The following is a 26,613-nucleotide window of genomic DNA, read 5'->3' as shown; positions in this document are numbered from 1 at the left end:
ATCCGTACGCCTCATAAAGGACAGGACACCTCGTCCCACCCTTTATGATTTACCGTCATCGACCACTGACGTCAGTAGGGCGAAATGCACTGACGCCGGCGACCGTTGTAAGGTTGAAATGTGTTGTCATAAGCCCTGTAGGAGCGATATCGCGCGAAGCACCAATCGGCATGCGAACCACCGGTGCGGTAGTAGCGCCTGCCGCCATCATAATATCTCGGTTGGGCGAGAAGGCCGCCGATGATGGCCCCGGCAGCCAGACCGCCAAACGCTGCACCATAGTTGTTATCGTAATCACGGTAGCGTCGGTAGTTGCCGTAGTCGCGGTAATTGCGTCGATTGTCGTAGTAGCCGCCATTGCGGTATTGGCGCCTGATGTAGGGACCGCGATTGCCGCCATAACGGCCAATGCCCCAGGAACTGCGATAAGACTCGACCTGCTGAACATCCGTCACTTGAAGCTTTGGACGTTCGATGGATGGAAATGCCTGAGCCGGCGCAACGCTTGAAAAGGCGGTGGCCAGCGATAAACCAATGATTGCGAACATTTTCATGTGAGTCACCATTTTACCTTTCAGCCTATTAAACGCTTCCAGAGACAGTTTTGTGCCCCGATTGAATCAAAATAACCATATTGTGATCGCACCGCACGCGATAAGCGCCTTTTCAGAGCCATTTTTCACGTTACGCGCTTGAATGTCCATTTGACCGTAAACCCGCCGCTGCGCTTCAGCTTGGTCTTTGTGCGCACCCGGACCGGCCCGCCCAACGCAACTTCCGCATCTTCGAAAGCCTGACGTGCCTCGGCCATCGCCAGGTGATAGGCACTATTGTCACGCTTCGGGCTATCGGCGATCGCCTTGAGAAGGGCAATCGTATCCAGCTTGTTTTCGGCCATGAATGGGCGGCTCCTTCTCGCCATTGTCGAGGCTGCATTCGACACTTATCGCGACCACGAACACAGATGGGTCAAATACATCACCCTGTTCGACCTGCTCAAGGCAAACATCCGGATAAACATGCAACAGGTAAATCTGTTGCCGGCGAGGAAAATATGTCACCAAGGCCTCACCGCGTTCGCAGTCAAATCCAGCGAGTATCAATGAACCCCTTGCCCCTAACCAAGCCTGCATGTCCAAGCCTGCGTAAGATGGCGATTGTGTGTGTCGCAATCTCGCAGCTTGCGGCCTGTGCAACGCGCCCGACGGATGCTGTTTTGCAGCCGTCAAGCGCTGCAGGCGGCGAACGGCAGATCGCGCTTTTGACGGCGACCAATAGAACGAAAGAAGCCGACAGCCGGGGTTTTGCAAGCGGCCGAGCGCAGTCGATGGCGTTCGAGCACTATACGATCTCCATTCCGCCGACGCATGAACCGTCCAAAATCGAATGGGCAAAGGGCAAACCGGACGCGAAACGCGACTTCGTCGTCACGAAGAGGACGGCCATCGACAGACAAAAGTTCGCGGCGTTGGCGGGGACGCCGGCCCCCGACGGTTCGGTCGGTCTGTTCGTTCACGGTTACAATTACAGCTACCAGGAGGGCCTGTTCCGGCTGGCGCAGATCGCTGCGGATGCAAAGACCGGCGCGACGCCGGTTCTGTTCTCATGGCCGTCAGAAGCCGCATTGACCGGCTACGTGGCTGACAAGGACGCAGTGCTGTTTTCGCGGGACGACCTGGTAGCTGTCATCACCGAGATGTCGCGGCGGCCCCAGGTGAAAAAGCTCATTCTTTTCGGACACAGCATGGGATGTTTCCTGATCATGGAGGCCCTGCGGCAGATCAAGCTCCAAGGCCATGACGATATCCTGGACAAGCTTGTCGTCATCCTGGCCGCACCGGACATTGATGCAGATGTCTTCGGCAAGCAGCTGGCCGTGATTGGACCATTGCAAACACCACTGACGTTGTTTGTGGCGAAGGACGACAAGGCGCTGAGAGTTTCCAGCTTTCTCGGTGGAGAAAGACAACGCGCCGGGCGGCTTGATGTTGACGATCCGATCGTCGAGGAGGCTGCCGCCCGGTACCGCATCAAGGTGATCGACATCACCTCGGTGAAGGCGGACGACAGTCTGGGTCACGACCGATACGCCAATCTCGCTGCCATCGGTCCGCAACTCGTCTCACTGGACAAGCGTGAGGGCACATCGTCCGGGGAGACCGGCGCATTTGTGTTCGATGCTGCGGCATCCGTTGTTTCCAGCCCTTTCAGGCTGGCACGCAGAGTCGTTACCGGACAGTGAGGCAGCACCTCGCCATCAACGGAGAGCGGCGGCTGTCGCGGTTAAACCGACATTTCACAACCGCCACTCCACCAAATCCCCTACTCCGCCGCTTCCGCCCTCGGAACCGGTACATAGTTCAATATCGGCCCCAGCCAACGTTCGACCTCACCGACCGGCATATCCTTGCGTTCGGCATAGTCCTCGACCTGGTCGCGCTCGACCTTGGCGACGCCGAAATAGTAGGCGTCCGGGTGGCCGATATAGATGCCGGAGACGGAGGAGCCGGGCCACATGGCAAAGCTTTCCGTCAGGGTGACGCCGATTTCCTCTTCGGCCTTCAGCAGATCGAACAGCGTCGCCTTTTCGGTATGATCCGGCTGCGCCGGATAGCCGGGCGCCGGGCGGATACCGGCATAGGGTTCGCCGGCCAGTTCGCCCGGTGCGAATGTCTCATCGGCTGCGTAGCCCCAGAGTTCCTTGCGGACATATTCGTGCAGCCGCTCGGCAAAGGCTTCGGCAAAGCGATCGGCCAAGGCTTTGACCATGATCGACGAATAGTCGTCATTGGCCCGCTCGAAGCGCTCTGCAATCGCCACTTCCTCGATACCGGCGGTCACGACGAAGCCGCCGAGATAATCCTGCTTGCCGCTATCAACCGGGGCGACGAAATCCGACAAGGCGACATTCGGGCGGCCATCGCGCTTGGCCATCTGCTGACGCAGCGTGAAAAAGGTGGCCCGTTCCGTTGACCGGCTTTCGTCGGTGAACAGGCGGATATCGTCACCGGCAACGCCGGCCGGCCAGAAGCCGACAACGGCTTTTGGCGCAAACCATTTTTCGGCGATGACCTTGGCCAGCATCGCCTGCGCATCGGCGAACAGCGCGCGCGCGGCCTCGCCCTGGCGCTCGTCGTGGAGGATTTTCGGATAGACGCCCTTCATCTCCCAGGTTTGGAAGAACGGGGTCCAGTCGATATACTCGGCCAGTTCCGCCAGGTCCCAGTTCTGGAAAACCCGCGTGCCGAGGAAAGACGGCGTCTTCGGCTGGTAGGCGTCCCAATCGACTTTTTGGGCATTGGCGCGGGCCTTGGCCAGCGGCAGGCGCTGCTTTTCCAGTTCGTTGCGGGCATGTGCGTCCGCGACCTTCTTGTATTCGGCCCGGACGGTGTCGATGTAGCCGCCCTTCATCTCCGGCGACAAGAGGCTGGAGACCACGCCGACGGCACGGCTGGCGTCGGTGACGTAGATCGCCTGGCCCTGATTGTAGCGCGGATGGATCTTGACCGCAGTATGGACACGGCTGGTCGTCGCGCCGCCGATCAACAGCGGAATATTGAACCCTTCGCGCTCCATTTCGGCCGCCACATGTGCCATCTCGTCGAGGGACGGTGTGATCAGGCCCGAAAGACCGATAATATCGACATTCTTTTCGCGGGCGACCTCAAGGATCTTGGCCGAGGGCACCATAACGCCGAGGTCGATGATTTCGTAGTCGTTGCAGGCCAGAACGACGCCGACGATATTCTTGCCGATATCGTGCACATCGCCCTTCACCGTCGCCATCAATACCTTGCCGGCACTCTTGCGCTCACCAAGGCCGCCGCCGGCCAGCCGTTCGGCTTCCATATACGGCAGCAGAATCGCAACAGCCTGCTTCATCACGCGGGCGGACTTCACCACCTGCGGCAGGAACATCTTGCCCGCACCGAAGAGATCGCCGACGACGTTCATCCCGGCCATCAACGGGCCTTCGATGACGTGCAATGGCCGCGCGGCATTCTGCCGGGCTTCCTCGGTATCGGCCTCGATGAACTCGGTGATACCGTTGACCAGCGCATGTTCAAGCCGCTTTTCGACGGCCCATTCGCGCCATTTCAGGTCCCGTTCCTTGGCTTCCTTACCGGCGGTACCCTTGAAGCGTTCGGCCAGTTCCAGCATGCGCTCGGTCGAATCGGCGCGGCGGTTGAGAACGACATCCTCGCAGGCTTCCTTCAGCTCTGGCTCGATCTGGTCGTAGACCACCAGCTGGCCGGCATTGACGATGCCCATGTCCATGCCCGCCTGGATGGCATGGTAGAGGAACACCGCATGCATCGCTTCGCGCACCGGTTCATTGCCGCGGAACGAGAAGGACAGGTTGGAGACACCGCCGGAAATATGCACATGCGGCAGGGTGTCGATGATTTCGCGCGTCGCTTCGATGAAATCGACGCCGTAATTGTTATGTTCCTCGATACCGGTGGCCACCGCAAAGACGTTCGGGTCGAAAACGATGTCTTCCGGCGCAAAATTGGCCTGTTCGGTCAAAAGCTTGTAGGCGCGGGTGCAGATCTCGACCTTGCGGGCCTGCGTGTCGGCCTGCCCCTGCTCGTCGAACGCCATGACGACGACGGCGGCGCCATAGGCGCGGCAAAGCCTTGCGTGATGAAGGAAGGCTTCCTCGCCTTCCTTCATCGAGATCGAATTGACCAGCGGCTTGCCCTGCACGCATTTCAGACCGGCCTCGATAATCTCCCATTTCGAACTGTCGATCATCACCGGAACGCGGGCAATGTCCGGCTCGGCAGCGATCAGGTTGAGAAACTCGACCATAGCCTGCTTCGAATCGATCAGGCCCTCGTCCATGTTGATGTCGATGATCTGAGCGCCATTGGCCACCTGATCGCGGGCGACATCGAGCGCCGCCGCATAGTCACCGGCGGTGATCAGCTTGCGGAACTTGGCAGAACCCGTGACATTGGTGCGTTCGCCGACATTGACGAACGGAATGTCCTTGGTCAGCGTAAAAGGCTCCAGGCCGGACAGCTTCATCAGCCTCGGTACGTCGGGAATTTCGCGGGGCGCATGTTTTGCAACAGCCTGAGCGATAGCCTTGATGTGGGCCGGCGTCGAGCCGCAGCAGCCGCCAACGATGTTGACTAGGCCTTCGCGGGCAAAGCCTTCGATCTGGGCGGCCATTTCATCCGGCGTTTCATCATACTGGCCGAACTCGTTGGGCAGACCCGCATTCGGATAGGCGCAGACGAACGTGTCGGCGACGCTGGAGATTTCAGCGAGATGGGCGCGCATGGCGTTGGCGCCGAGCGCACAGTTGAGACCGATGGTGAAGGGATCGGCATGGCGCACCGAATGCCAGAAGGCGGTCGGCGTCTGGCCCGACAGCGTGCGGCCGGACAGGTCGGTGATCGTGCCGGAAATCATCACCGGCAGGCGGATGCCCATCTCTATGAAGACTTCCTCGGTGGCAAAGATCGCCGCCTTGGCATTCAGCGTGTCGAAAATGGTTTCGATCAGAATGATATCCGTGCCGCCATCGATCAGGCCACGCAACTGTTCGGTATAGGCGATGCGCAGATCATCGAATGAAACGGCGCGATAGCCGGGATTGTTGACATCGGGCGAGATCGAGGCGGTGCGGTTGGTCGGACCCAAGGCACCGGCAACGAAACGGCGCCTGCCGTCGACCTGCTGCGCCCGCAATCCGGCACGCCGCGCAAGACGCGCGCCATCACGGTTGAGTTCATAGACCATCGCCTCCATGCCGTAATCAGCCTGGGCGATCGACGTGGAGGAAAACGTGTTGGTCTCGAGAATATCGGCGCCGGCGATGGCGTAGTTATAATGGATTTCCTCGATCGCGCCCGGCTGGGTCAGCGTTAGAAGGTCGTTGTTGCCCTGCAGATGACATTCGCAGGCACCGAAGCGGTCACCGCGAAAATGGTCTTCGCCAAGGCCGAGTTGCTGGATTTCCGTACCCATCGCCCCATCCATGATCAGGATGCGTTCGCGAGCCGCAGCTTTCAGCGCGGCCATCACTTCGGATCCATCCGGCTTGGGTAAAACGGCACCGAAAAGTGCATCAATGGCGGACATGGGAAATCTCCCGTTCTGAAAACGACAATAAACTGCAAATCAGAGATCACATAAAGATATCTTTATGTCAATATATGAGTTGCTTATTTGATCACCCTGGAAACAAAGCGGCCCGCCCCTGTTGGAAGGCGGGCCGTTTGAAAAAGCGATTAGATACCTTGGTTTAGAGCCGCTTCAGGCAATCGTCCAATTCATAGATGGCGCAGAGGATATGATAAAAGCTGCTGGCCGGCGCCGGTTCGTCGACGAAGGAACCGTCAGCCTTCTGCTTATCCCGCCAAAGGCCTTCGACCGGCGTTTCGAGAAAGCACTGCAACGCAGTTGCGGCGCGAACGGCGGATCGCAGGTAACGTTCGCGCTCCTCGCCCTGCGTCAGCGCTGCAAAACGGATTGCCGACTTCAGCCATTCCGTCTGCGGCCACAGCCGGGCAATCGGATCGGCAACGGAAAAATCGTCGAGGAGCGTCATGACGGCGACATCGCGCGGCTGGGCAATGCCATATTGCTCGCCGATTTCGAAAAGCCGCCGGGCTTTGACCAGTGCATCGGCATTACCGCGCCGCTCGCCCCAGCGCAACAACAGCCAAGCCCATTCGAACTGGTGGCCAGGCTCGACGATGCGGCCCTGGTTGCCCGGCATCGGTGCCCAGTCATGATCGAAGAACTCCCGCAACGCGCCGGTTTCCCGGTCGATGAAATGTTCCGTGCAGAGGAAGGCGATCTCGTCGGCCAGATTGGTCCAGGCAACAGTGTCGAAACCCTCCACCGTCTCGCTGGCAAGGCACGCCTCGAACAGGTGCATATGCGGGTTCGATCCGAGCGGCAGGCGGGGAGGATTGTCTTCCTCAAAGCCCGCCAACGGATGTTTGCAGTGGGCTTCCAGTCCGTCGCGCAACGCATTGCTGCGGTCGATCATCTCCTGGCTGCGGCCTGGAAACACCTGCGCCAGATACGCAAACGACAAGAGCGCGAAGGCCTGATTGTAGAGATCGAAGGACGCATCGATAAGAGTGCCGTCGGCATCGGCAAGTGCGCCGTAAAAACCGCTTGGCTGCAGATAGACCCGATCGAAATAGGCGAGACCCTCGGTAGCAGGCGTCTGCCAATCGCCCGGCCAACCACGTCGCCCGGCTTCCGCAAAGCAATAGACCTGGCGTGGCTGGACGCGCGAACGCCGGTTGGCCCGGGTCGGCTGCGCCGCCATGTCGATCGTCTCGACAAAGCCGCCGCCGGCTCCATCAAAACCCTTGTCCCGCCAGAGCGGCAAAGCCTTTTCGGCAAGCCATTCGTTGAGTTTCGCGGAAAAGCCGGCAATATCCATTGTCATCTATCCGTTCAGTGTCATTCGCCAAGCCTCAGCCCGGCACTATCCTTGCCGAGAAGCTGGGCAAGCGCTTCGATGACCATGATGTGATCGTCGCGCTGCGGCAAGCCCGAAACGGTAACCGCACCGATACAGCCGGTGCCCTTGACGACAATCGGGAAGCTGCCGCCGTGCGGCGCGAACTCGGTGTCCGGCAGGCCGAACTTGGTGGTGATATCGGTGCCTTGCTTGGCAAGCGCAAGGCCGACGGCATAACTGCTCTTCAGGAAGCGGAAAACGCAATTGCGCTTGCGGCGCACCCAGCTCGGATTGTCCGGCGTCGAGCCCTCCAGCGCGGCGTAAAAGACGGGCATGGAAAACAGCGTCACGTCGATGACGACGCCGAGCTTTTGCTCCACCGCCATTTTGCGCAGCAGCGATCCCAGCGCCCAGCCTGTTTCCAGGCTGAAACTCTCGAACTGCAGTTCCTTTTCCTGAAGGGCAATCCGCTCCAGATCCGCATCGATACTCATTCTGCTCTCCCTTTTGTTCTTAGTCTTTCCAGAGCCATGCAGCACCGCGCACGCCGGAACTGTCGCCATGCACCGCCTTGCGGATCGGCGTTTCGAAACTGTCGCCAAAGATGTATTTGACGATCAGGTCGGGCAATTCATCGTAGATTTCATCGACATTCGACATGCCGCCGCCGAGTACGAAGACATCCGGATCGACGATATTGGTCAAAAGCGCCAGGCTGCGGGCGAGTCGGTCGACAAAGCGGTCATAGACGGCGGTCGCCACCGGTTCGCCGTTGCGCTTGTCGGCGATGATATCGCGGCCGCGCCGGTCAACCCCCGTGGTCAGACGGTAATCCAGCTCCACGCCCGTGCCGCAGGCGTACATATCGAGACAGCCGTGTTTGCCGCACCAGCATGTGTGGCCGGGATACTCGTCCTCGGTCATCCAGGGCAGCGGATAATGGCCGATTTCGGCGGCAATGCCCTGATAGCCGGCATGCACATGCTTGCCGATCGCCAGCCCGCCGCCGTGACCGGTCCCGACGATCACGCCGAACACCGTATGCGCGTCCTTGCCGGCGCCATCGACGGCTTCCGAGATCGCCAGGCAATTGGCGTCATTGGCAAGCCGGACCTCGCGGCCGAGCGCTGCGCCGAGATCGCGTCCAAGCGGCTGGCCATTCAAAAGCACGGCATTCGAATTGCGCACGATCCCTGTGCGCGGATTGGGACTGCCGGGAATGCCGATGCCGATCGTGCCCGCTTCGCCGGCCGTCTGCTCGGCGGCAGCGACCAGTTCCTGAACGGCGCGGATGCAGGCGTCGTAACCGCTGGTCGGCGTGGCGATGCGATGCCTCGCCCGCGTTGCGCCATCGCGATCGAGCGCGATGACTTCCATTTTCGTGCCGCCCCAATCAATTCCAATGAACATGCCGGATCAAACTCTGTGGGTGTCGTTGTCAAAGGCGGCGCCGTCACGGCCGGGTCTCCTCCCCGTTTCGCCGCTCCCTGCTTAACATCGGAAAACCGTCCCGCGCCAGCCCCGGCCTGCGTCACGCACATCAGAAAGGCCTGTTCGCAGAAAACCGCCAAAACCACACCGGAAACACTTGGCTTCCACGCCCACCTTTTGTAAGGGTTCTTCAGGCTGGTCCCATAGCTCAGCAGGATAGAGCGCAAGATTCCTAATCTTGAGGCCACTGGTTCGAATCCAGTTGGGATCACCACCTATCTTGATGCCACGATATCTATAGGAAATACGTACCGGCGGAGCGCGGTTCTTCCGTCCGGCAGGCAAGACCTCTCTCTGCAATTTCAAGCTCGAGTATGCGGCAAAATAGACACATCTTTCAGCCTGCCATCGCTGCCCCGCTGAATATTTGCATCGTCTTTATTCGCAGCAGGCAAGCCTCGTGACAGTATAATTGCCGATAGATTGTGTTTGTCGATTCCGATCGCGTTGAAATGAGGAGATGCTGCCATGGATAGACCAATGACCATCAGAACGCTGGCGGCCGTTGCCGTGCTTCTATCCGCAACGTCTGGCATGGCGGCGGAACGCGGCGCAGGATTCTATCTGCTCGGTTCAAAAGGCCCCGCAGCCGGCATCGCGCCTCCACCAGGCCTGTATTTCCAGAACGACATCTGGCTGTATGACGGCAGCCTTGGGGGCGGCAAGCAGTTGCCAACGGGCGGCAAGCTTGCGGTCGGTGTCGAGGGACAAGCCGTGCTTTCCGCGCCGACCCTGCTCTGGGTGCCGGAGGAAGAAGTTCTGAATGGCCGTCTTGGCTTGGGAGTGACCGTACCATACGGTTGGATGAAGACGAACGCGGATGTGACGATCGCAGGCCCGCTCGGCGGCACGGCGAGTGGTGAGATCACGGACACGGTATTTACCGTTGGAGACCCGCTGGTCAGTGCCAGCCTTGGCTGGGATGCAGGCAACATGCACTGGCAGGTGGGGACCATCGTCAACGTGCCGATCGGCGATTACCAGGACGGTGAGATTTCTAATCTTGCCTTTCATCATTGGGGCGCAGACGTCAATGCCGCGCTGACCTGGCTTGACCCGGCCAGCGGTTTCGAACTGTCCGGCGCGCTTGGCATGACATTCAACGCAGAAAATCCTGCGACGGACTACCGGTCAGGCAATGAACTGCATTTCGAGTGGGCCGCCCTGAAACATTTCGGGCAGAAATGGGATATGGGCCTGGTCGGCTACGCCTATCACCAGACCACGGGTGACAGCGGTGACGGTGCGACGGGTCCTTTCAAGGGCACGGCAAATGCGCTGGGCGCAACGATCGGTTGGAATTTCGACGTCGCCGATCACCCCATTTCCGCCCGCATCAAGTATTTCCATGAATTTGGCGTCAAGAACCGCGCGGAAGGCGACTCCGTGTTCCTGACTATCGCTATGCCTTTGAACAGTCCGAAAAAAAGCACCCCGGAGTGAGTTCAGCGACAATTCGAAACAGCGCGTAAAAAGACGCTACCCGGCAATCAGGTGTCAGCCGGCGCGCCCTGCGGTTCTGTTGACGGCACGAAGCCCGCTGTGTGGGTTGAGTTCGGGCAGCGGGGAAGCGGGTAAGGTCCGCTCCGGCTTTCGAGCCTTCTTCCGCCACGTCAGGACTGCCTGCGTAAAAGCTGCCCGGTCAAAGGCGGGATGGTCGCGCTCTGCGCCGAAGAGCTCACTCTCAAGTTTACCGGTCTGCCTGGAGACGCCTTCATCTGCGGCTGCCGATACCCAGACCGCTATCGATCCGTATCCTGCGGAACGGACCCAGTCGTCAAGGTGACGGTAGATCGCGACGGGGTTGTCGGACTGGATAGAGCCGATCAGCAGCTTAAATTTTCGCGGCTCGGAACTCCGTCGCACATCTCGCAATGCGAGCACCTTCCTTCCTATCCTCGGCAGCAAGCGGAACATGGCGTAACCCGCAGCCAGCAAACCAACGATGGCCGCCGCGACCAGCAGCACAACCCTTTTCGACAGCCAGGTTTGCGTACCGTGATGATCCTGCGCCAACCGGGGTGCCAGCTCTGTGGCCGCCGGAACGGACGGCGCGACTTTCACGGGCGTAGCCGGAAGCGTCGCGACTTCATTCGCCTGCGTATCGATGTCGAACCAGGGATACGACACGGCGGGAATCTCGAAAGCACCTGCAGCCTCGGCGATGTAGGTGATGGTGTCCGTCCGGGTGCTTCCCGTCGTCCTGCCTTCGCCGGCCACACCGTCAGCGATCTGCGGAGATTTCGAATACTGTTTGAAGCCCTTGGTGGCAAGGACCGGGATGGCGGGGATCATCATTGCCTGCGTGTCTTCGGCAAACAGGGTGATCGTTCGAACCACGGCATCACCAACCGTCAACGCCGATGGATCGCGATCGAAGGACTGGCTGATCGTCAGGTCCCTTGCCGCAAAGATCAGGGTTGGCGTTGCACCGTCGGGAGTGCCGGCAACGGTAAAGCTCACCTGTTGCAGAACAGCCTGGCCGGACACTGGTTTGCCGTCCTGGGAATACCCGAGCGTGATCACCGCAGGCGGAAGCGTGAACGTACCTGCGGCTTCAGGAACCACCGCATAGGTTCGCCGTATCCCGGAATATTGCACGCCATCGATCGTCTCGACCATGTTCTGCGCGCGTTCACCGGACAGGGTCACGATCGCGTCCGGCAAATCGAACAGCGGAAACTGCGGTGGCGATGTGAAGAAATCCGGTACGAATATTTCGACCGTGATCCGAACCTGCTGTCCGGGCACGATCCTGCCTTTGTCTTCGACGGCGGCGCGGGTGAACGGCTCGGCGGCATAGGCGATCGAGCCGAGTGCCAGCCAGAATGCGATGATGGCGCGGAGCATCATCATGGCTTCTTACCCTCCGCTTCGATGGCGAACTTGCGCGCCATGAGATCGGCGGGACTGACGATGATATTCTTCATCCAGAGTTCCGAGGTCTGCTCGGCGATGCTGAGTGTGGCCGCCTTGCCCTTCTTGCCCTTGTCGTCGAACTGGATGCTGTCGGGCGGCAGGCTCGGGGCGTCCTGCTGCTCTTCCTCCTCATCCTTCTTCTGCTTCACGAGCTGTTCCGCAATGGCGAGGTTTGCAACGGCATCGGACCATTCCGGCCTTTTCTTCAGCGCATTCTTGTATGCAGAGACCGCCTCATCAAGCTTGCCGATATGCAAAAGGGCGTTCCCCTGATCATACCAGCTCTCGGCGCTGTCTGTGGCGGCAAAGGCATCCAGCGCCTCGGCATACTTGCCCGCGCGATAGAGAGATGTTCCCTTCCACATCGGGTCGGCGAAATGCGCCGCTGCACCGTCGAAATCGCCTTTTTCAAAGGCCATCCGCCCCTGCTGGTCCGGTGTCAGCCACATGTCCACAAAGTCGGCTGCCTGGACATTCGAAGGCAGCAGCACGTGGGCACAGAGGAGGACCACGCCAACCCGAACGATCCACCCCTTGCGAAAAGTGAGAGCGAAGAGCATCAGCAAAGGGCAGATCAACCACCATCCGGCATCCCGCCAGCGATCGCCCTCAGCCGCCCGCTTCTGTGCGAAGTTGGTGCGGATGCGTTGAGAAACCCAACGGACGTCCGTATCATCGTCCGTAAATGTAGCGACATCCGCGCCAGCGAGCGCGTGGAGGTTCTTCAATCCTTCGACGTCGAGCTTCGCGGCAACCCGGCCACCTGCCGCATCCGTCAGAAAACTGCCGTCCGAGCCTTTTACCGGCCCGCCTTCAGCCGTGCCGATGCCGAGTACCACGATCCCCTGCCTGGACTTGAGCTTGAAGGCATCGAATGCCTTCTGCTCGATCCCGTCGGTCAGAAACAGGATGGTGCCGGGTACATCCTCCGAAGCAAGAGTGGCCTCGGCAAGCGCGAGAGCCTTAGCGGTATCCTTGCCATCGACAGGCATGATCCGCGTCGCCAGCGCATCCGTGTAAGTCTCGATCAGCGACACATCTTCAGTGAGCGGCAAAACCAGATGCGCCGACCCGGCATAGGCAATGACTGCCGTGCGCGCGCCGGAGCGTCCGGCGACGATGTCTCTGATCTTCAGCTTGGCGCGCTCCAGCCGCGACGGGCTGACGTCGATGGCATCCATTGTCGGCGAGAGATCGACGGCGATGACGAGGGGAGCCGTATCTTCCACGAAAGGCGGCAACTCCCGCTCCCATGCCGGCCCGGATACCGCCAGGATCGCCCCTGTCAGAACGGCGGCCAGAAGCCATGACGGACGCATACGGGATCCAGGAGAACGGTCGATAATCAGGCTATCGAGAAGATGCGGCTCGATCATTCCCTTCCACTGGCGGCTTGTATCGGCGCAGCGTGCCGACATCCAGACGATGAGCGCGGGCACGGCGAGTGCCAGAAGCCACCAGGGTCTGAGGAGATGAAGATCCTCGATCATACAGCAGCTCTCCTTCTGAAGAGCCCCATCAGGCCGCTCGAAAGGTAGTATGCGGCAAGGATCGCAATCGCCAGAGCGAGCGGCCAGTGGAACAGCTCGATGCGCGGCCGCCAGGAAAGGTTCTTCTGGTCCTGCGGCGTGATCTTGTCGAGCGTGTCATAGATGGTTGCAAGCTGCGTCTGGTCCTGTCCGAAGAAATAGCGCCCGCCGGTTTCAGCCGCGATTTTCTGCAGCGTCGAGGTATCGAGCTTGTCTTCGCCGGATGCCTTCGGATCGCCGATCCCGACCGTGTGGATGACGACCTTTTTCTGTTTGGCAATATCGGCCGCCTTGGCCGGAGGCATGCGGCTCGCCGTGTCGTTTCCATCGGTCAGAACGATCAATACCTTTTCGGGCACCGTGGTCTTTTCGAACATCTTGATGGCCAGCCCGATGGCATCCCCGAGCGCCGTGCGTGGACCTGCAATTCCGGGAAGCGTATCAGCGATCACCGCCTGGACGGTGTTGTGATCCATCGTGAAGGGCACGAGTGGATAGGGCGCGTCGCCGAAGGCTATCAGCCCGATCCGGTCGCCTGGACGCTTCCTCACGAAATCGGCAACCACTTTGCGGACCGCATCCACGCGCGCCTCCGTGCTGCCATCCGGCGAACGGAAATCCTTGGTGTCCATGGACTGCGACAGATCCAGCGCCAGCAGCAAATCGCGCTGCGGTTCGACTTTCTCGATCGGCGGTTCGACAAATTGCGGGCGGGCGATGGCGACGACCATCAGGCACCACACCAGTGTTTCGCAGAGACATTGCGTCCAGCTCCGGCGGGCGACCACCGATCCTTGGGACGGATCGACCCCCGCAGCCTCAGTGACCTGACGGAAGAACGGAAGTCTGACCGACGCCGAGGTTTCGCGGCGGGCGGGCAGAAGCCACCAAACCAGCAGCGGCACCGGGATGAGAACAAGCAGCCATGGAAGATCAAGCTGATACATGATGCCGCCTGATCCAGAGCCTTGCCGAGGAAACCACAGTCTTGCAGAGCGTGTCGGGAATGCCGCTCAGGCCGCTACCATTGCGGTATTCCTCGCTGTCGAGAAGTGGCTGCAAAGCGCTGATGTCGCCCGCCTCGCAATGCCGTTTCAGGAAATCGATCCATGCCGCTCCCGAAAGGGTCGCCACCTCTTCGCGTTTCCACGCCACCAGAGCGACGCGCTTCAGCAGTTCCGCCAGTTCACCTATCGCGTCATGGCGGGTCTGCGGGTCGAGGACGCGCGGTTCGATGCCGTTTAGTTCGACAAGCGCCTGCCGGCGATAGGCGTTAGCCCGGTAGCGCCGGAGTGCTCGAAGGGCGAGAAGCACAGCCACAACCAAAAGGAACACCGCGACCAGTCCCCAACCCCATGTCTGCGGCATCCACGATACGGGCTCTGGGAGAGCTATATCTTTCAGCGATTCAAGTGCAACTTTCGTCAGAGGATCAAGTGGGGGCACCGTGTCCGGTTCCATCAGCGCCTCCGTTGCCGCCAAGCGGCCTGTTCGAGAAGCCTTCTAAGCTGCGGCGCGGTTTCTTCCGCCGCCGAAACCGGAAGCATCGGCAGACCCAGTTCCCGCTGCCAGTCCCGAAGTTCGCGGCCCCGGTCGCGCGCGAACGTGTCGATGGCCTGCCTGACATCGGCGCGACGCAACGACAGTTCCGCCTGCAGGCCACCGCCGCTGACGACGATGTCGCCGGAGGTTGGAAGATCAAGGAGGAAGGGGTCGTAGACGAGAATGCAGATGACGTCGTTGCGGCCGGAAAGCCTGAGCAGAATATCCCGCGTCGCGGCGCTGTGACCGTCGAAGTCGGTAATGACGATGACGAGGTGGTCATGATGGGCGATGCTGGCGACCCGCTGAAGGGTCATATCGAGCGAGGCAGGAGATGGTGGCTCCGAAAATCCGGCATCGAGGCTGCCGTTTTGCGCAGCGATCTTGCCGGCAAGCGTGATCACCGCCTCGCGGCTGCGGTGCGGACGAACCTCATCGATGTCGGTATCGTTGAAGACGAAGCCTCCCACCCGGTCACCCGAGCCAAGAACGCGCCACGCGCAAAGCATGGCCGCTTCAGCCGCCGTTACCGATTTCATCGCGCGGCGGCTGCCGAAGAACATGTTGATCCGCTGATCGACGACAACGAGGGCGGGGCGTTCCTTTTCCTCACTGTAGACGCGCACGACGGGCTTGTTCGTGCGTGCCGTCACACGCCAGTCGATGGAGCGGATGTCATCGCCAGGCAGGTAGTCGCGCAACTCCTCGAACGTCAGTCCACGGCCACGCATCGAGGACTGCATCCGGCCCGCAAGCTGCTGGTGGCTGCGGGATTTTTGAACGAAACTCAGGTCGCGTGCGCGCGCTTCGAGCGCTACGAGTTGTTCGGTCGTGACGTGGATGCCATATGGCGCTTGGCTCGCAGGCATCTCATCTCCTCACGAAACCGCCACGAGTTCGACGATTTTATCGATCACCGTGTCCGGCGTGGTGTTGGAGGCATGCGCTTCGTAGGAGAGGATGAGCCGGTGCCGGAAAACATCGTGGACGATGGCCTTGACGTCATCCGGAGTGACATAGTCGCGGCCCTTCAGCCAGGCATAGGAGCGCGAGACCTTGTCGAGGCCGATAACGCCGCGCGGACTGACGCCGACCTGCAGCAATTTTGCGAGGTCCTTGTCATAACGCTCCGGATAGCGCGTGGCGAAGACGAGCGCGACCATGTACTTCTCGACAGGATCGGAAACCGTCACGGTGCCAATTTCCTTGCGGGCATCGAACACCGCCTTGGGATCGAGGCGGTCAGGAGCGGCAGATTTTGAATGTTCCGTCGCATTCTCTTCGCCACGCACCAGCCGCATGATGGCGGCCTCTGAAGCCTCGTCGGGATAGCCGACTTCGATGTGCATCAGGAAACGGTCGAGCTGGGCTTCCGGCAGCGGATAGGTGCCTTCCTGCTCGATTGGATTCTGCGTCGCCATGACCATGAACAACTCGGGCAGCGGATAGCTCTTGCCGCCGACGGTGACCTGCCGTTCCTCCATGGCCTCCAGCAAAGCCGACTGTACCTTGGCGGGTGCGCGGTTGATTTCGTCGGCGAGGATCAGGTTGGCGAAGATCGGTCCCTGCTGAAACCTGAACTCGCCCTTGCCGCCCTCGCTGAAATAGATTTCCGATCCGGTGATGTCGGCAGGCAAAAGATCCGGCGTGAACTGGACGCGGGAAAGTTCTGAATTCAGGTTCTTCGCAAGGCTTTTAATGGCCCGTGTTTTTGCAAGTCCTGGAAGGCCTTCCACCAGAAGGTGGCCGTTGGCGAGCAGACCGAGGAGCAGGCGCTCGACCATCTCTTCCTGGCCGATGATGGATTGGCCGATGCGGGTACCGAGGGCGAGGATGTCATCACGAGCGGTCATGCGGAACCCTATGAAAATCCGGTTGGCGAGACGCGCCGGTCGCCCGGCGCATCTCTGATTTGAAGGCTACTTCTCGATGCCTCGGTCCTTGAAGGACTGGTCGATCGCCTTGTCGACCTGTGCACGGACGCCCTCGATGTTGAAGCTGGCGACGCGCTGGCTAGGCGGGTACTTGACGAACGTTTCAAGGAAGGCAGCGCCCTGCAACTGACCCTTCACCAGCAGGTAATCGTTCCTGACGATGAAGTCGTTGTACTGGTCCGAGACCACATCGGCGCGTTCGTAGGGGTCCATGCGCAGGTTGTAGAGCTTCGGTATGCGAAGGGTTACGAACGGCTCCTGCCAGACTTCGAAGCCTCCCGGAGTTCTCTGCTCCTTGAACACGACCTTCCAGTCATCGTAGCGCGTCGCGACGAGGTCACCATCGTCATCAAAATAGTAGAACTGGTTGCGAGCGCTCTTGTCGGACTTGCCGGTGATGTAATCGAGCTGATTATAGCCGTCGAGATGGTTCTTGAAACTCGTCGCACTGCCTTCCGGCTTCCAGCCACTCAACAGGCGGCCTTTCACGTCGGGATCGCCGGCTGCGGCAAGTAGGGTCGGAAACCAGTCAAGACCCGCGAACATCTCGTTCGACACCTCTCCGGGCTTTACGTGTCCCGGCCAGCGGACCATGGCGGGGACACGGAACGCGCCTTCCCAGTTGGTGTTCTTTTCCGAGCGGAAGGGCGTGGTGGCAGAATCTGGCCAAGACCACTGGTTCGGGCCATTGTCCGTGGTGTAGACGACGATCGTGTTGTCGGCGATGCCAAGCTCATCGAGCTTCTTGAGGAGTTTGCCGACATCACCGTCATGTTCGACCATGCCATCAGCATATTCATTGCCCTGCATGCCGCTCTGGCCGCGCATAGACTCGCGGACATGCGTGAATGCGTGCATTCGCGTCGTGTTCATCCAGGTAAAGAATGGCTTTTTCGCCTTGGCTTGACGATCAATGAAGTCGATCGCGGCTGCAGTCGTCTCGTCGTCGATCGTCTCCATCCGCTTTTTCGTAAGCGGCCCCGTATCCTCGACCTTGCCGTCGGCCGACGCCTTGACCACACCGCGCGGCGAGTAAGCCTTCAGGAACTCCTGGTCGTCCTTCGGCCAGTATGCCGCCTCAGGCTCTTCTTCGGCATTCAGATGGTAGAGGTTGCCAAAAAACTCGTCGAACCCGTGCTTGGTCGGCAGGTATTCGTCTTTGTCGCCAAGGTGGTTCTTTCCGAATTGCCCGGTCGCGTAGCCGAGCGGTTTCAGCGCTTGGGCGATAGTGATATCGCCGTCCTGCAATCCGACGGGTGCGCCGGGCGCTCCGACCTTGCAGAGACCGGTCCGCAGGCAGGTCTGACCTGTGATGAACGTCGACCGCCCGGCAGTGCAACTGTTCTCGGCATAGTAATCCGTGAACATCAGACCTTCCTTGGCGATGCGGTCGATATTCGGCGTCTTGTAGCCGACGACCCCAAATGAATAGGCCGAGATATTGGTCTGGCCGACGTCGTCGCCGAAGATGACCAGAATATTAGGCTTTGCCGCCGTGGCATCTTGGGCTTGCGCGGTGGCAAAGGGAACGGCCATCAGGGACATGGCGGCTGCGGCGGTGGCGTTCAGCAATTTGCGCGAAAGTTTACTGGTCATGATGGTCTCCCATCTCGGCGTGTTGAAAGTCTCCGGACATTGCGAATCTCCTCTTCGCGGGACAATTCGAGTTGCCCCGGCAGGTCGCTGTTTCGACCCCGCAACTCTGATGGGAAAATGCGCCGGAGGAAGTACGTTACGGTAACAATCGGAACGATCCGGCGTAAAAAGGTCTTGGCCCTGACTAGGACCGGTCAACGCCGCAGCGGATCAAGCCGATATCGGGGTTACGAAACAGGCGCGTTTACGGTGGCCGGCCATCGGACAACCCATAACGTGAGCCTAGCCGGGATCACGATGAAACAGCTTGGCAGATAGACGCGGGGCGATCGGTTTGCGATGGCAGCGTTGCCAGCTGCAGGGGCGATTTGCAGGGGGAACATTCTCCCCCTGCAAGATTGTTCGTTCGAAAAACATTAATAACCGATGCGTACGCCGCCCGGATCAGCGGCGCCGAAGTCCGGCACCGGGCTGTAACCCTGGTATTGCGAGTAGGTCGTGTTGTTCGCGCCGGTACTTGCGCATCCCGAAAGCGCTAGAAGTGCCAGTACAGTAACGGCCATCAAAGACTTAAGGGGCATGGTTTTCTCCTGTCGAAGGGAATTGGCCGGGAGGCCGGATGGCCATGGCAAATGTTCGTCTAAATCATCTTCAATGACAAGTAGGGTCGTCCTTGCGAAAGGCGAGATAACAAACGGTAGCGTAAACGCAATTTCAAAGGAAAACGTGCCGCCGGAAATCCGTAAGGGTCCGGACAAAGAAAAAGGCCGGGTGAAAACCCGACCTCTCCGACCCGTCTCGACAGCGATTGCCAGTACATCCGTGGTCAACCGCTGGAAACGAATTCCATGAGCGCAATATGGGGACGGAATGTAACCGTTTCAAGACAAAGCGAAAAATAAGAAAAACATCGCTGAAAAAATCAAGCCGCATCCAGCGCCATCGTCAGATCTGCGATCAGATCATCGGGATGCTCGATGCCGATCGACAGCCGGATGGTCGATTCCAGCACACCAATCCGTTGACGCACCTCCAGCGGCACGCCGGAATGGGTCATCGTGGCCGGATGACTGGCAAGCGATTCCGTGCCGCCGAGGCTGACGGCGAGTTTGAAGATCTGCAGCGCATTCAAAAACTTGAAGGATGCCGGCTGGCCGCCGCGAATATCGAACGAAAAAGTCGATCCCGCGCCGGTGCACTGCGCGGCAAATGTCTTGCCGAGCGGCGATTGCGGGTCGTGATAGGGCAGGTAGTGAATGCCCTCGACCTTCGGATGATCGCGCAGGAAATTGGCGATTTCGAGCGCATTGTTGTTGGCCTTCTCCATGCGGATCGACAATGTCTCCAGCGAACGGCCGAGCATCCAGCAGGAATGCGGATCAAGCTGCGTGCCGATGGCGCCGCGCAGCGCCTTGACCTGTTTCATCACCGATTTTGCACCGAGAGCAGCACCGGCGATCAGGTCCGAATGACCGCCGACATACTTGGTCAGTGAATAGAGCGAGATATCGGCGCCATGCTCGATCGGCCGCTGGAAGACCGGGCCAAGCAGGGTATTGTCGCAAGCGACGATCGGCGTATGCCCCTGCTTCTTGCCGATCGCGTCGGCAATCCAGCGGATCATCGCGACATCGACGAGGCTATTGGTGGGGTTGGCCGGCGTTTCGATCAGGATCATCGAGACGCGGCCTTTCGCCATCGCCTGTTCAGCCGCGGCCTGCACCGACGCCTCGTTGACGCCATCGGCAAACCCGACGGCAGCAACGCCCATGTTAAGGAACGTCTTTGCCAAAAGCGTTTCGGTGCCGCCATATAGCGGCTGCGAATGAAGAATGGCGTCGCCCGGCCGGACGAAGGCCAGCAGCGTCGTCGCAATCGCCGACATGCCGGAGGAAAACAGCGCGCAGCTTTCCGTCCGCTCGTAGACGGCAAGGCGATCCTCTACGATTTCGCTGTTGGGGTGATTGAAGCGGGAGTAGACCAGCCCCGCCCCGGTGCCTGCCGGCGGCTCGCGGCGGCCGGAAACGAAGTCAAAGAAATCGCGTCCTTCCTCGGCCGACTTGAAGACGAATGTGGAAGTCAAAAACACCGGCGGCTTGACTGCTCCTTCGGAGAGTTCCGGGTCATAGCCATAGTTCAGCATCAGTGTTTCGGGATGCAGTTTATGATTGCCGATATGGGTCTTTGAGGGATGTGGAGCGGTCATGACAGTCTCCGGGATTTGATGCGAACCGCAGTCTACATCAATTTTTGCCACCGCTTCTTGCCAATCTGCGGGTTTTTTCATCCAAAAATTGCGGGACATCGACGAAGACAGGCAAAATCTCGCAATTGGCGCCATGGCGAATTGAAGCTCACGTCAACTCTGAGCCCCGCTCATAACGATCAATCTACCGAACCGCTCTTGGTCGTGCCGGGCACGTTCATCTTCTTGCGCTCGCGGGCCATGTCGCTGACGGCGGCGCGCAGGCGCGGATGGCGGGCCATGAAAATGTTGAAATCGCGCCGGTCGAGTTTCAGGAACTGGCAAAAATCCACCGCGATCACGTCTGCGGTGCGCAATCCGCCGCTGAGCAGCGCCATCTCGCCGAAAAATGCGCCGGCCTCCAGCAGGATGGCGTTGCCCGGCAAGCGGACCTCGGCGGCACCCGACGCGATGAAAAACATCGCATCGCCACGCTCGCCAACCCGGATGACCTTGTCGCCCGGCGAAGCCGAGGCCGGACGGAACAGCAGGAGAAGCTCCTCGAGCGCATGGTCGTTGACTTCGGAAAACAGCGGAAAGGTATGGACCAGCTGCTGCTGCTTCAGCTGCTGCTGGCTTTCCTTTTCATCGTTCCGCGCCTTGATGACGTCGAGTTCGCGACTGAGTATTTTGATTCTCCGCTCGCCGTACCTGGGCGCGCCACCGCTGAGCGCCGCCTTCAGCTTTGCCGCAGCCCAGAAAATCAGCGGGTTGAGGGTAATCGAGAGGATGGCGCCGGCCAGGATGAGGTCATACCCCTCCTGAGACATCAGCCCCAGCGAGACGCCAAGGCCGGCAACGATGAAGGAAAACTCGCCGATCTGGGCAAGGCTCGCCGCCACCGTCAGCGCCATTGACAAAGGATAGCGCAGCATCAGCACAAAACCGGCGGCAATCAGCGATTTTCCAACGGTGATCAGCGCCAGGATGGCAAGAACCGCCAACGGCTGCTCGATGAGGATCTGCGGGTTGAACAACATGCCGACCGACACGAAAAACAGCACCGAAAAGGCGTTCTGCAAAGGCAGAGAATCCGCCGCCGCCCGGTGGCTGAGATTCGATTCGCTCATGACGACACCGGCAAAAAAGGCGCCGAGGGCAAATGAAACGCCGAAGAGCATGGCCGAGCCGAAGGCGATGCCGAGTGCAATAGCGAGAACGGTCAGCGTGAACAGTTCACGCGATCCGGTGCGCGCGACCAGCGTCAAAAGCCATGGGACGATCCTTGGCCCCAGAACGATGGCGAGAACCGCGAAGGCGCCGAGCTTGACCAGTGTCAGCACGATCGTCAGCGCAACGGGGGTCGCGGCGCCCGCCCCATGCCCCCCGGTACCTTGAGCGCCCAGAACCTCTGCGACGATCGGCAGCAGAACGAGCACCAGGACCATCGCCAGGTCCTCGACGATCAGCCAGCCGATGGCCACCCGGCCATTCGGCGAGTTGACCAGATTTCGCTCCTCCAGCGCCTTGAGCAGAACGACGGTGCTGGCAACGGAAATGCTCAGCCCGAAGACCAGCCCGGCGCCAAGGTTCCAGCCCCAAAGCGTGCAAAGTCCGATCCCCAAAAGCGTTGCCAGGATGATTTGGCCAATGGCGCCGGGGATGGCCACCCCGCGCACGGCGATGAGATCCGCAGCGGAGAAATGCAGGCCGACGCCGAACATCAACAGAATGACGCCAATTTCGGCAAGCTGGGTGGCCAGCGCGGTATCGGCTGTGAACCCGGGCGTAAAAGGGCCCATCAGAATGCCGGCAACCAGATATCCGACCAGCGGCGGCAGGCGCAGCCGATCTGCAAAATAACCGCAGCCCGCAGCCAGTACGAAGCTGATTGCGACGGTTGCCACCAATGCCATATCCTGATGCACGCACTACTCCCGGCTGCTTTCATTCCTTCAATCTGATGTATTTGTATCGTGGGCTGCCAGCAAGTGTTGGACCAATACCATATAGAGGTAAGGGCGCCTTATCGTCTTGGTGGTACCACCGGGATGTCTGCAGCCGGTACCTTTGGAACAAGCCATCGATCCGCACGTTTCATGCAGGATTAAATAGGATTAAGTAAATGCAAATGACCATGCGCGCTGTTGTCTTCGTGATCGTCGGGTCGATTCTGAGCATTCTCGTCATCAAATATGCCGATAACGATCTGAATGCTTCCGTGCCGATGATGGACCCGGCCACACCAGCAGCACCGGCTTGATCCGGCTGGGATAAAAAACCGCCACAATCAATCGTCACTCGTATCGCTCAAGGAACACACCGCAACTCTGACCGGTGTAAGCCTTGTTGGATTCCGGCCTTGGCAGGTCCGTTTCAGCCGGCAACAGGAGACGAAGTATGACGAAATGGCGCAACGAGCCGATGCTCCCCAATCACGTGCAGCTGTGCCAGCGCGTCTTCGACAAAGCAAGAGCGGCCCGCAGCATAGCCCCCGACAGCGATGCCAATGATCCGGTCGCAGCGCTTGTGCTGACGCTGTATCGCCACGGCGTCCGTGACGAGGAAGAGTTGCTGACGCGCGTTCTCCAGGCGCTCGATGAAAAGTCTTGACCCTGGCGATTGCCACCTTCGCAGCCCGTCGCCACGTTAAAGACTTGACCGTCGAATAATATTGATAAAAACTATAGACTATCAAACGGCCCGACGGTGAGGTGTCATGAACCAGTTGATCGTCAACCCGATGACAGTATCCGGCGCCATCTCAGGCGAAGTGCCGGTTGTCGCCATTATCGGCGGCGGCGTGTCGGGCGCGGCGACTGCTTTTCATCTTGCGCTGTCAAAGCAGACCCCGGCTCCGCAAATCATCGTGTTCGAGCCGCGCGAGTGCCTTGGCAAGGGCCTCGCCTACGACACGACTGAGCCCGCTCACCGCATCAACGTACCGGCCGCGCGCATGAGCCTTTTGACCGACGAGCCGGATCATTTCCTGCGCTGGATCGCCGCGCATTCGGCAACGGCCGGCGATGACGATGCCCTGCGGCCCGACGGCGCGCTGTTTCCCCGCCGCAGCGTGTTCGGCGACTATGTCAACGCCATGCTGCAGCCGCTTGTTACCAGCGGCGCTGTACAGCATCGCCGCAGTGCCGTCGCGCATGTGTTGCGCGATGGGGCACACTGGCTGGTCATTGGCGAAGACGGCACGCGGACCAAGGCTGATATCGTGGTCATCGCCACCAGCCACCCGCCGCCGGTGGCGCCGGGCCAGCTCCAAGCCGTGCTGAAGGACCATCCCAGGTTCGTGCCCGACCCAACGCGAGCAGGCGCACTTTCCGCCATCCGTCCAACGGACCGCGTGCTTGTCGTCGGCAACGGCCTGACCTCGGCCGATGTGATCGCTGCGCTGGCGCTAAAGGACCATAAGGGGCCGATTACCGCGATCTCACGCCGTGGACTGCGCTCCCGAGGCCATGCACCGGTGGCGCAGGACCCCACCGGCGACTTCCTGACCGCGCCGGCCTTCACCGCGCGGGCACTGCTGAAAGATATCCGCACGGCCATCCGCCAGGCGGCACTGGACGGCGGGACCTGGCACGGCGTCATCGATCAGGTGCGCGCGCAGGGACAAGCGCTGTGGCAGGTTTTGCCGCTGGTGGAACGGCAGCGCATCGTCCGACATTTGCGGCCCTTCTGGGACGTCCACCGGTTCCGCGTCGCGCCGCAGGTGGAAGCCGCGCTCGACACGGCGATCGCCGAAGAACGCCTTGAAATCCTCGCCGGATCCGTTGCAGCAAGCCGTATCGAGGCGGACGCGATCCACTGCATGCTGCGTCTGCGGCGATCTCCCGCAATCATCGAGAAAACCTACGACGCGGTGGTCGTTACCACTGGTCCCGGCCATGGCGGCATTCTTGCCAGCCAGCCTTTCCTCGCCGAGCTGTCGCGAAACGGTTACCTTGAGCTCGACCCCACCGGCCTTGGCCTATCCTGCACCCGCAACTCGGAAGCCGTCGGCCCCGTGACGGGCGTAACACCATCCTTGCTGATTGCCGGGCCGCTGGCGCGCGGCACGTTCGGCGAGTTGATGGGCCTGCCGCAGGTGACCGACCATGCCGTGTTCGTAGCGTCAAGGATCGCTGAATGCTTGCAGGCGCAAACGCCAAAAAAGGCGTGAAATCGGCTCTAAGGAAAGACTTTTCTTAGTCCACTCGATCTATAGAAATTATAATCTTATCTTTCCACCTGACTTCTTCCACCCATGGGCCGTGCAAAAAACGGAGCGTGCGATGGAAACCATCTTGCAATATCAGCCAAGCGTCAAACAAACGGCCGGTCGCCTCCGCAGCGATTTCGAAGCCATCGAGACCGCCCGGGCACTGGCCGCCGATTTCGCCACCCGCGCGTCCGATCGCGACGCCAATCGCACCCTGCCCTATGACGAACTCGACGAGATCGCCAGGTCCGGGCTTCTGGCGATCACCGTTCCCGCCGAATATGGCGGGCTTGATGTCTCCAATGCGATCCTGGCGGAAGTGACCGCCATCCTGTCTGAAGCGGATGCGTCGATCGGCCAGATCCCGCAGAACCATTTTTACATTCTCGAAGCATTGCGGGTGGACGGCAGCGAAGAACAGAAGCGCTACTTCTTCGGCCGCGCTTTGGCGGGCGACCGTTTCGGCAATGCGCTTTCCGAACGTGGCACCAAGACGGTGGCTGACTACAACACCCGCATCACGCCGGAAGGACCGGGCTACCGTGTCAACGGCCAGAAATTCTATTCGACCGGCGTGCTCTTCGCCGACTGGATTACCGTTTTCGCACTTGATCCCGAAGATCGGCTGACCATGTCCTTCGTTGCCAAGGGCACCGAAGGTATCGAGATCATCGACGACTGGGATGGCTTTGGCCAGCGCACCACCGGTAGCGGCACGACCATCCTCAACAATGTCTATGTCAATGCCGATGCCATCGTCTTCCATCACAAGGGTTTTGAGCGGCCGACCACGATCGGTTCGGTCGGCCAGATCATCCATGCCGGTGTCGATCTTGGCATTGCGCGTGCAGCCTTTGCCGAAACCCTGGATTTCGTTCGCACCCAGAGCCGCCCGTGGAAAGATGCCGGCGTCGAACGCGCTGCAGACGACCCGCTGACCATCGCCAGGGTCGGCGAGATCGCCATCAAGATAGAAGCGGCCACCGCCCTGATCGAACGGGCCGGCCGCAAGGTCGATGTCGCCCAGATGGACGCGACGGAGGCCAATGTCGTTGATGCCACTCTTTCTGTTGCCGCCGCAAAGGTGCTGACCACCGAAGTGGCGCTGACCGCCTCCTCGACCCTGTTCGAACTCGCAGGCACCTCGGCCACCCGCATCGGCCTCAACCTCGACCGCCACTGGCGCAACGCCCGCACCCACACATTGCACGATCCGGTGCGCTGGAAAGCCCATGTCGTCGGCAATTATCACCTGAACGGCGTGGTACCGCCGAAGAACGGGGCCTTGTGAGCGCTGGAGACGATTGCGGCGGCGGCATCCTGCCGCCACAGACTGCTGGCCAACCCTGAAAGCGATTGTCTGACGAGAGTGGCCACCCGCTCTGCGTCATACTTTCCTCGAATTTAACTCGAGGACTTGTGGCGAGTATCCAGCGATCCGACGTCTGCAGAGTCAAAGACTCTTCCGCTCAAATACTTCAACGGTTCCCCGCATCGGCAGGGCTATCTCATATGGAATGAGGGCTGTGCAACGATCTCCCTCTTCTCCCCACCGGGGAGAAGTGCCGAGCGCATGCGAGGCGATGAGGGGGCTTCGGCGAAGCCGGAGCCTGACAAAGGTGGCCTTCGGCCCCCTCATCCGCCCTCCGGGCACCTTTGTAACTTCCCTTCTTCCGCATTTGGCGCTGTAATGCCAGTTGCGGTGGCGGATGGAAGACCGTCGCACCTTTGGGACACCAAGCCCGTGGGAGAGCAAGGGTCTCCGT

At 60.1% G+C, this 26,613-nt stretch carries 22 protein-coding genes and 1 tRNA gene; 7 read left to right on the top strand and 16 right to left on the bottom strand.

Going from position 1 to position 26,613, the window contains the following annotated elements; genetic code table 11:
* Positions 1-71 precede the first annotated feature (71 nt).
* Together ACP7E6_RS27925 and ACP7E6_RS27920 are read right to left on the bottom strand one after the other, a co-directional pair.
* Positions 72-554 carry a BA14K family protein gene (locus ACP7E6_RS27925; RefSeq protein WP_426233221.1) on the bottom strand — a complete coding sequence of 161 codons (483 nt, stop codon included), beginning with the start codon at positions 552-554 and terminating at the stop codon, positions 72-74.
* A gap of 125 nt (positions 555-679) precedes the next feature.
* Complete coding sequence (locus ACP7E6_RS27920; protein ID WP_426233219.1) at positions 680-898, bottom strand: hypothetical protein; 219 nt, start codon at positions 896-898, stop codon at positions 680-682.
* A 318-nt stretch (positions 899-1,216) separates the two neighbouring features.
* Here ACP7E6_RS27920 and ACP7E6_RS27915 point away from each other — a divergent pair, with 318 nt between their 5' ends.
* Positions 1,217-2,242: an alpha/beta hydrolase gene (locus ACP7E6_RS27915; RefSeq protein WP_426233217.1), complete on the top strand. Its 1,026-nt coding sequence runs from the start codon at positions 1,217-1,219 to the stop codon at positions 2,240-2,242.
* Between the two features lie 80 nt (positions 2,243-2,322).
* On the opposite strand, the gene metH is transcribed toward ACP7E6_RS27915, so the two are convergent.
* The 4 genes from metH to ACP7E6_RS27895 form a co-directional block, all read right to left on the bottom strand.
* Positions 2,323-6,096 (bottom strand): methionine synthase, encoded by a 3,774-nt coding sequence (metH, locus tag ACP7E6_RS27910; RefSeq protein ID WP_426233215.1) that lies wholly within the window; start codon positions 6,094-6,096, stop codon positions 2,323-2,325.
* Between the two features lie 163 nt (positions 6,097-6,259).
* Positions 6,260-7,423, bottom strand: a complete 1,164-nt coding sequence (locus ACP7E6_RS27905; protein WP_426233213.1) for an AGE family epimerase/isomerase — start codon at positions 7,421-7,423, stop codon at positions 6,260-6,262.
* Between the two features lie 14 nt (positions 7,424-7,437).
* Positions 7,438-7,932 carry a heme-degrading domain-containing protein gene (locus ACP7E6_RS27900; protein ID WP_426233212.1) on the bottom strand — a complete coding sequence of 165 codons (495 nt, stop codon included), beginning with the start codon at positions 7,930-7,932 and terminating at the stop codon, positions 7,438-7,440.
* 19 nt (positions 7,933-7,951) lie between these two features.
* Entirely contained in the window at positions 7,952-8,848 is an 897-nt protein-coding gene (locus ACP7E6_RS27895) for an ROK family protein (RefSeq protein ID WP_426233210.1), read from the bottom strand.
* A gap of 218 nt (positions 8,849-9,066) precedes the next feature.
* Between ACP7E6_RS27895 and ACP7E6_RS27890 the strand changes: the two genes are divergently transcribed.
* Both ACP7E6_RS27890 and ACP7E6_RS27885 read left to right on the top strand, forming a co-directional pair.
* Positions 9,067-9,143, top strand: a tRNA-Arg gene (locus tag ACP7E6_RS27890).
* Between the two features lie 266 nt (positions 9,144-9,409).
* Positions 9,410-10,372: a SphA family protein gene (locus tag ACP7E6_RS27885; RefSeq protein ID WP_426233208.1), complete on the top strand. Its 963-nt coding sequence runs from the start codon at positions 9,410-9,412 to the stop codon at positions 10,370-10,372.
* Positions 10,373-10,426: 54 nt separating this feature from the next.
* Here ACP7E6_RS27885 and ACP7E6_RS27880 read toward each other — a convergent pair whose 3' ends face one another.
* From ACP7E6_RS27880 to ACP7E6_RS27835, 10 genes are all read right to left on the bottom strand, one after another.
* Complete coding sequence (locus tag ACP7E6_RS27880) at positions 10,427-11,785, bottom strand: BatD family protein (RefSeq protein ID WP_426233206.1); 1,359 nt, start codon at positions 11,783-11,785, stop codon at positions 10,427-10,429.
* Positions 11,782-13,338: a VWA domain-containing protein gene (locus ACP7E6_RS27875; protein WP_426233205.1), complete on the bottom strand. Its 1,557-nt coding sequence runs from the start codon at positions 13,336-13,338 to the stop codon at positions 11,782-11,784. Before ACP7E6_RS27875 ends, ACP7E6_RS27880 begins: the two co-directional genes overlap by 4 nt.
* Entirely contained in the window at positions 13,335-14,324 is a 990-nt protein-coding gene (locus ACP7E6_RS27870; RefSeq protein WP_426233204.1) for a vWA domain-containing protein, read from the bottom strand. The genes ACP7E6_RS27875 and ACP7E6_RS27870 overlap by 4 nt, the downstream gene beginning before the upstream one ends.
* Complete coding sequence (locus tag ACP7E6_RS27865; protein ID WP_426233202.1) at positions 14,311-14,838, bottom strand: DUF4381 domain-containing protein; 528 nt, start codon at positions 14,836-14,838, stop codon at positions 14,311-14,313. The genes ACP7E6_RS27870 and ACP7E6_RS27865 overlap by 14 nt, the downstream gene beginning before the upstream one ends.
* Positions 14,838-15,788: a DUF58 domain-containing protein gene (locus ACP7E6_RS27860; protein ID WP_426233200.1), complete on the bottom strand. Its 951-nt coding sequence runs from the start codon at positions 15,786-15,788 to the stop codon at positions 14,838-14,840. Before ACP7E6_RS27860 ends, ACP7E6_RS27865 begins: the two co-directional genes overlap by 1 nt.
* Positions 15,789-15,797: 9 nt before the next feature.
* Positions 15,798-16,772 (bottom strand): AAA family ATPase, encoded by a 975-nt coding sequence (locus ACP7E6_RS27855; protein ID WP_426233198.1) that lies wholly within the window; start codon positions 16,770-16,772, stop codon positions 15,798-15,800.
* 66 nt (positions 16,773-16,838) lie between these two features.
* Entirely contained in the window at positions 16,839-18,449 is a 1,611-nt protein-coding gene (locus ACP7E6_RS27850) for an arylsulfatase (RefSeq protein WP_426233197.1), read from the bottom strand.
* Between the two features lie 416 nt (positions 18,450-18,865).
* The gene (locus ACP7E6_RS27845; RefSeq protein ID WP_426233195.1) at positions 18,866-19,030 is read right to left on the bottom strand and encodes a hypothetical protein; all 165 of its coding nucleotides are present in this window, start codon (positions 19,028-19,030) and stop codon (positions 18,866-18,868) included.
* Between the two features lie 341 nt (positions 19,031-19,371).
* Positions 19,372-20,655: a cystathionine gamma-synthase family protein gene (locus tag ACP7E6_RS27840; protein ID WP_426233193.1), complete on the bottom strand. Its 1,284-nt coding sequence runs from the start codon at positions 20,653-20,655 to the stop codon at positions 19,372-19,374.
* A gap of 179 nt (positions 20,656-20,834) precedes the next feature.
* On the bottom strand, positions 20,835-22,562 hold the full coding sequence (locus ACP7E6_RS27835; RefSeq protein ID WP_426233191.1) for a cation:proton antiporter: 1,728 nt from the start codon (positions 22,560-22,562) through the stop codon (positions 20,835-20,837).
* 197 nt (positions 22,563-22,759) lie between these two features.
* Between ACP7E6_RS27835 and ACP7E6_RS27830 the strand changes: the two genes are divergently transcribed.
* The 4 genes from ACP7E6_RS27830 to ACP7E6_RS27815 all read left to right on the top strand — a co-directional run bounded on the left by ACP7E6_RS27830 (position 22,760) and on the right by ACP7E6_RS27815 (position 26,138).
* Positions 22,760-22,897, top strand: coding sequence for a hypothetical protein (locus tag ACP7E6_RS27830; protein WP_426233189.1), 138 nt, complete (start codon positions 22,760-22,762; stop codon positions 22,895-22,897).
* A gap of 137 nt (positions 22,898-23,034) precedes the next feature.
* Positions 23,035-23,247, top strand: coding sequence for a hypothetical protein (locus tag ACP7E6_RS27825; protein ID WP_426233187.1), 213 nt, complete (start codon positions 23,035-23,037; stop codon positions 23,245-23,247).
* A 106-nt stretch (positions 23,248-23,353) separates the two neighbouring features.
* Positions 23,354-24,808, top strand: a complete 1,455-nt coding sequence (locus ACP7E6_RS27820) for an FAD/NAD(P)-binding protein (RefSeq protein WP_426233185.1) — start codon at positions 23,354-23,356, stop codon at positions 24,806-24,808.
* Positions 24,809-24,920: 112 nt separating this feature from the next.
* Positions 24,921-26,138, top strand: a complete 1,218-nt coding sequence (locus ACP7E6_RS27815; RefSeq protein ID WP_426233183.1) for an SfnB family sulfur acquisition oxidoreductase — start codon at positions 24,921-24,923, stop codon at positions 26,136-26,138.
* Positions 26,139-26,613 lie beyond the last annotated feature (475 nt).

It is taken from the genome of Pararhizobium sp. DWP3-4, assembly GCF_049898205.1.
Taxonomy (GTDB): domain Bacteria; phylum Pseudomonadota; class Alphaproteobacteria; order Rhizobiales; family Rhizobiaceae; genus Pararhizobium.
Note: the sequence above shows the minus strand (reverse complement) of the source record. Positions and strands in the feature narration are given on the sequence as shown.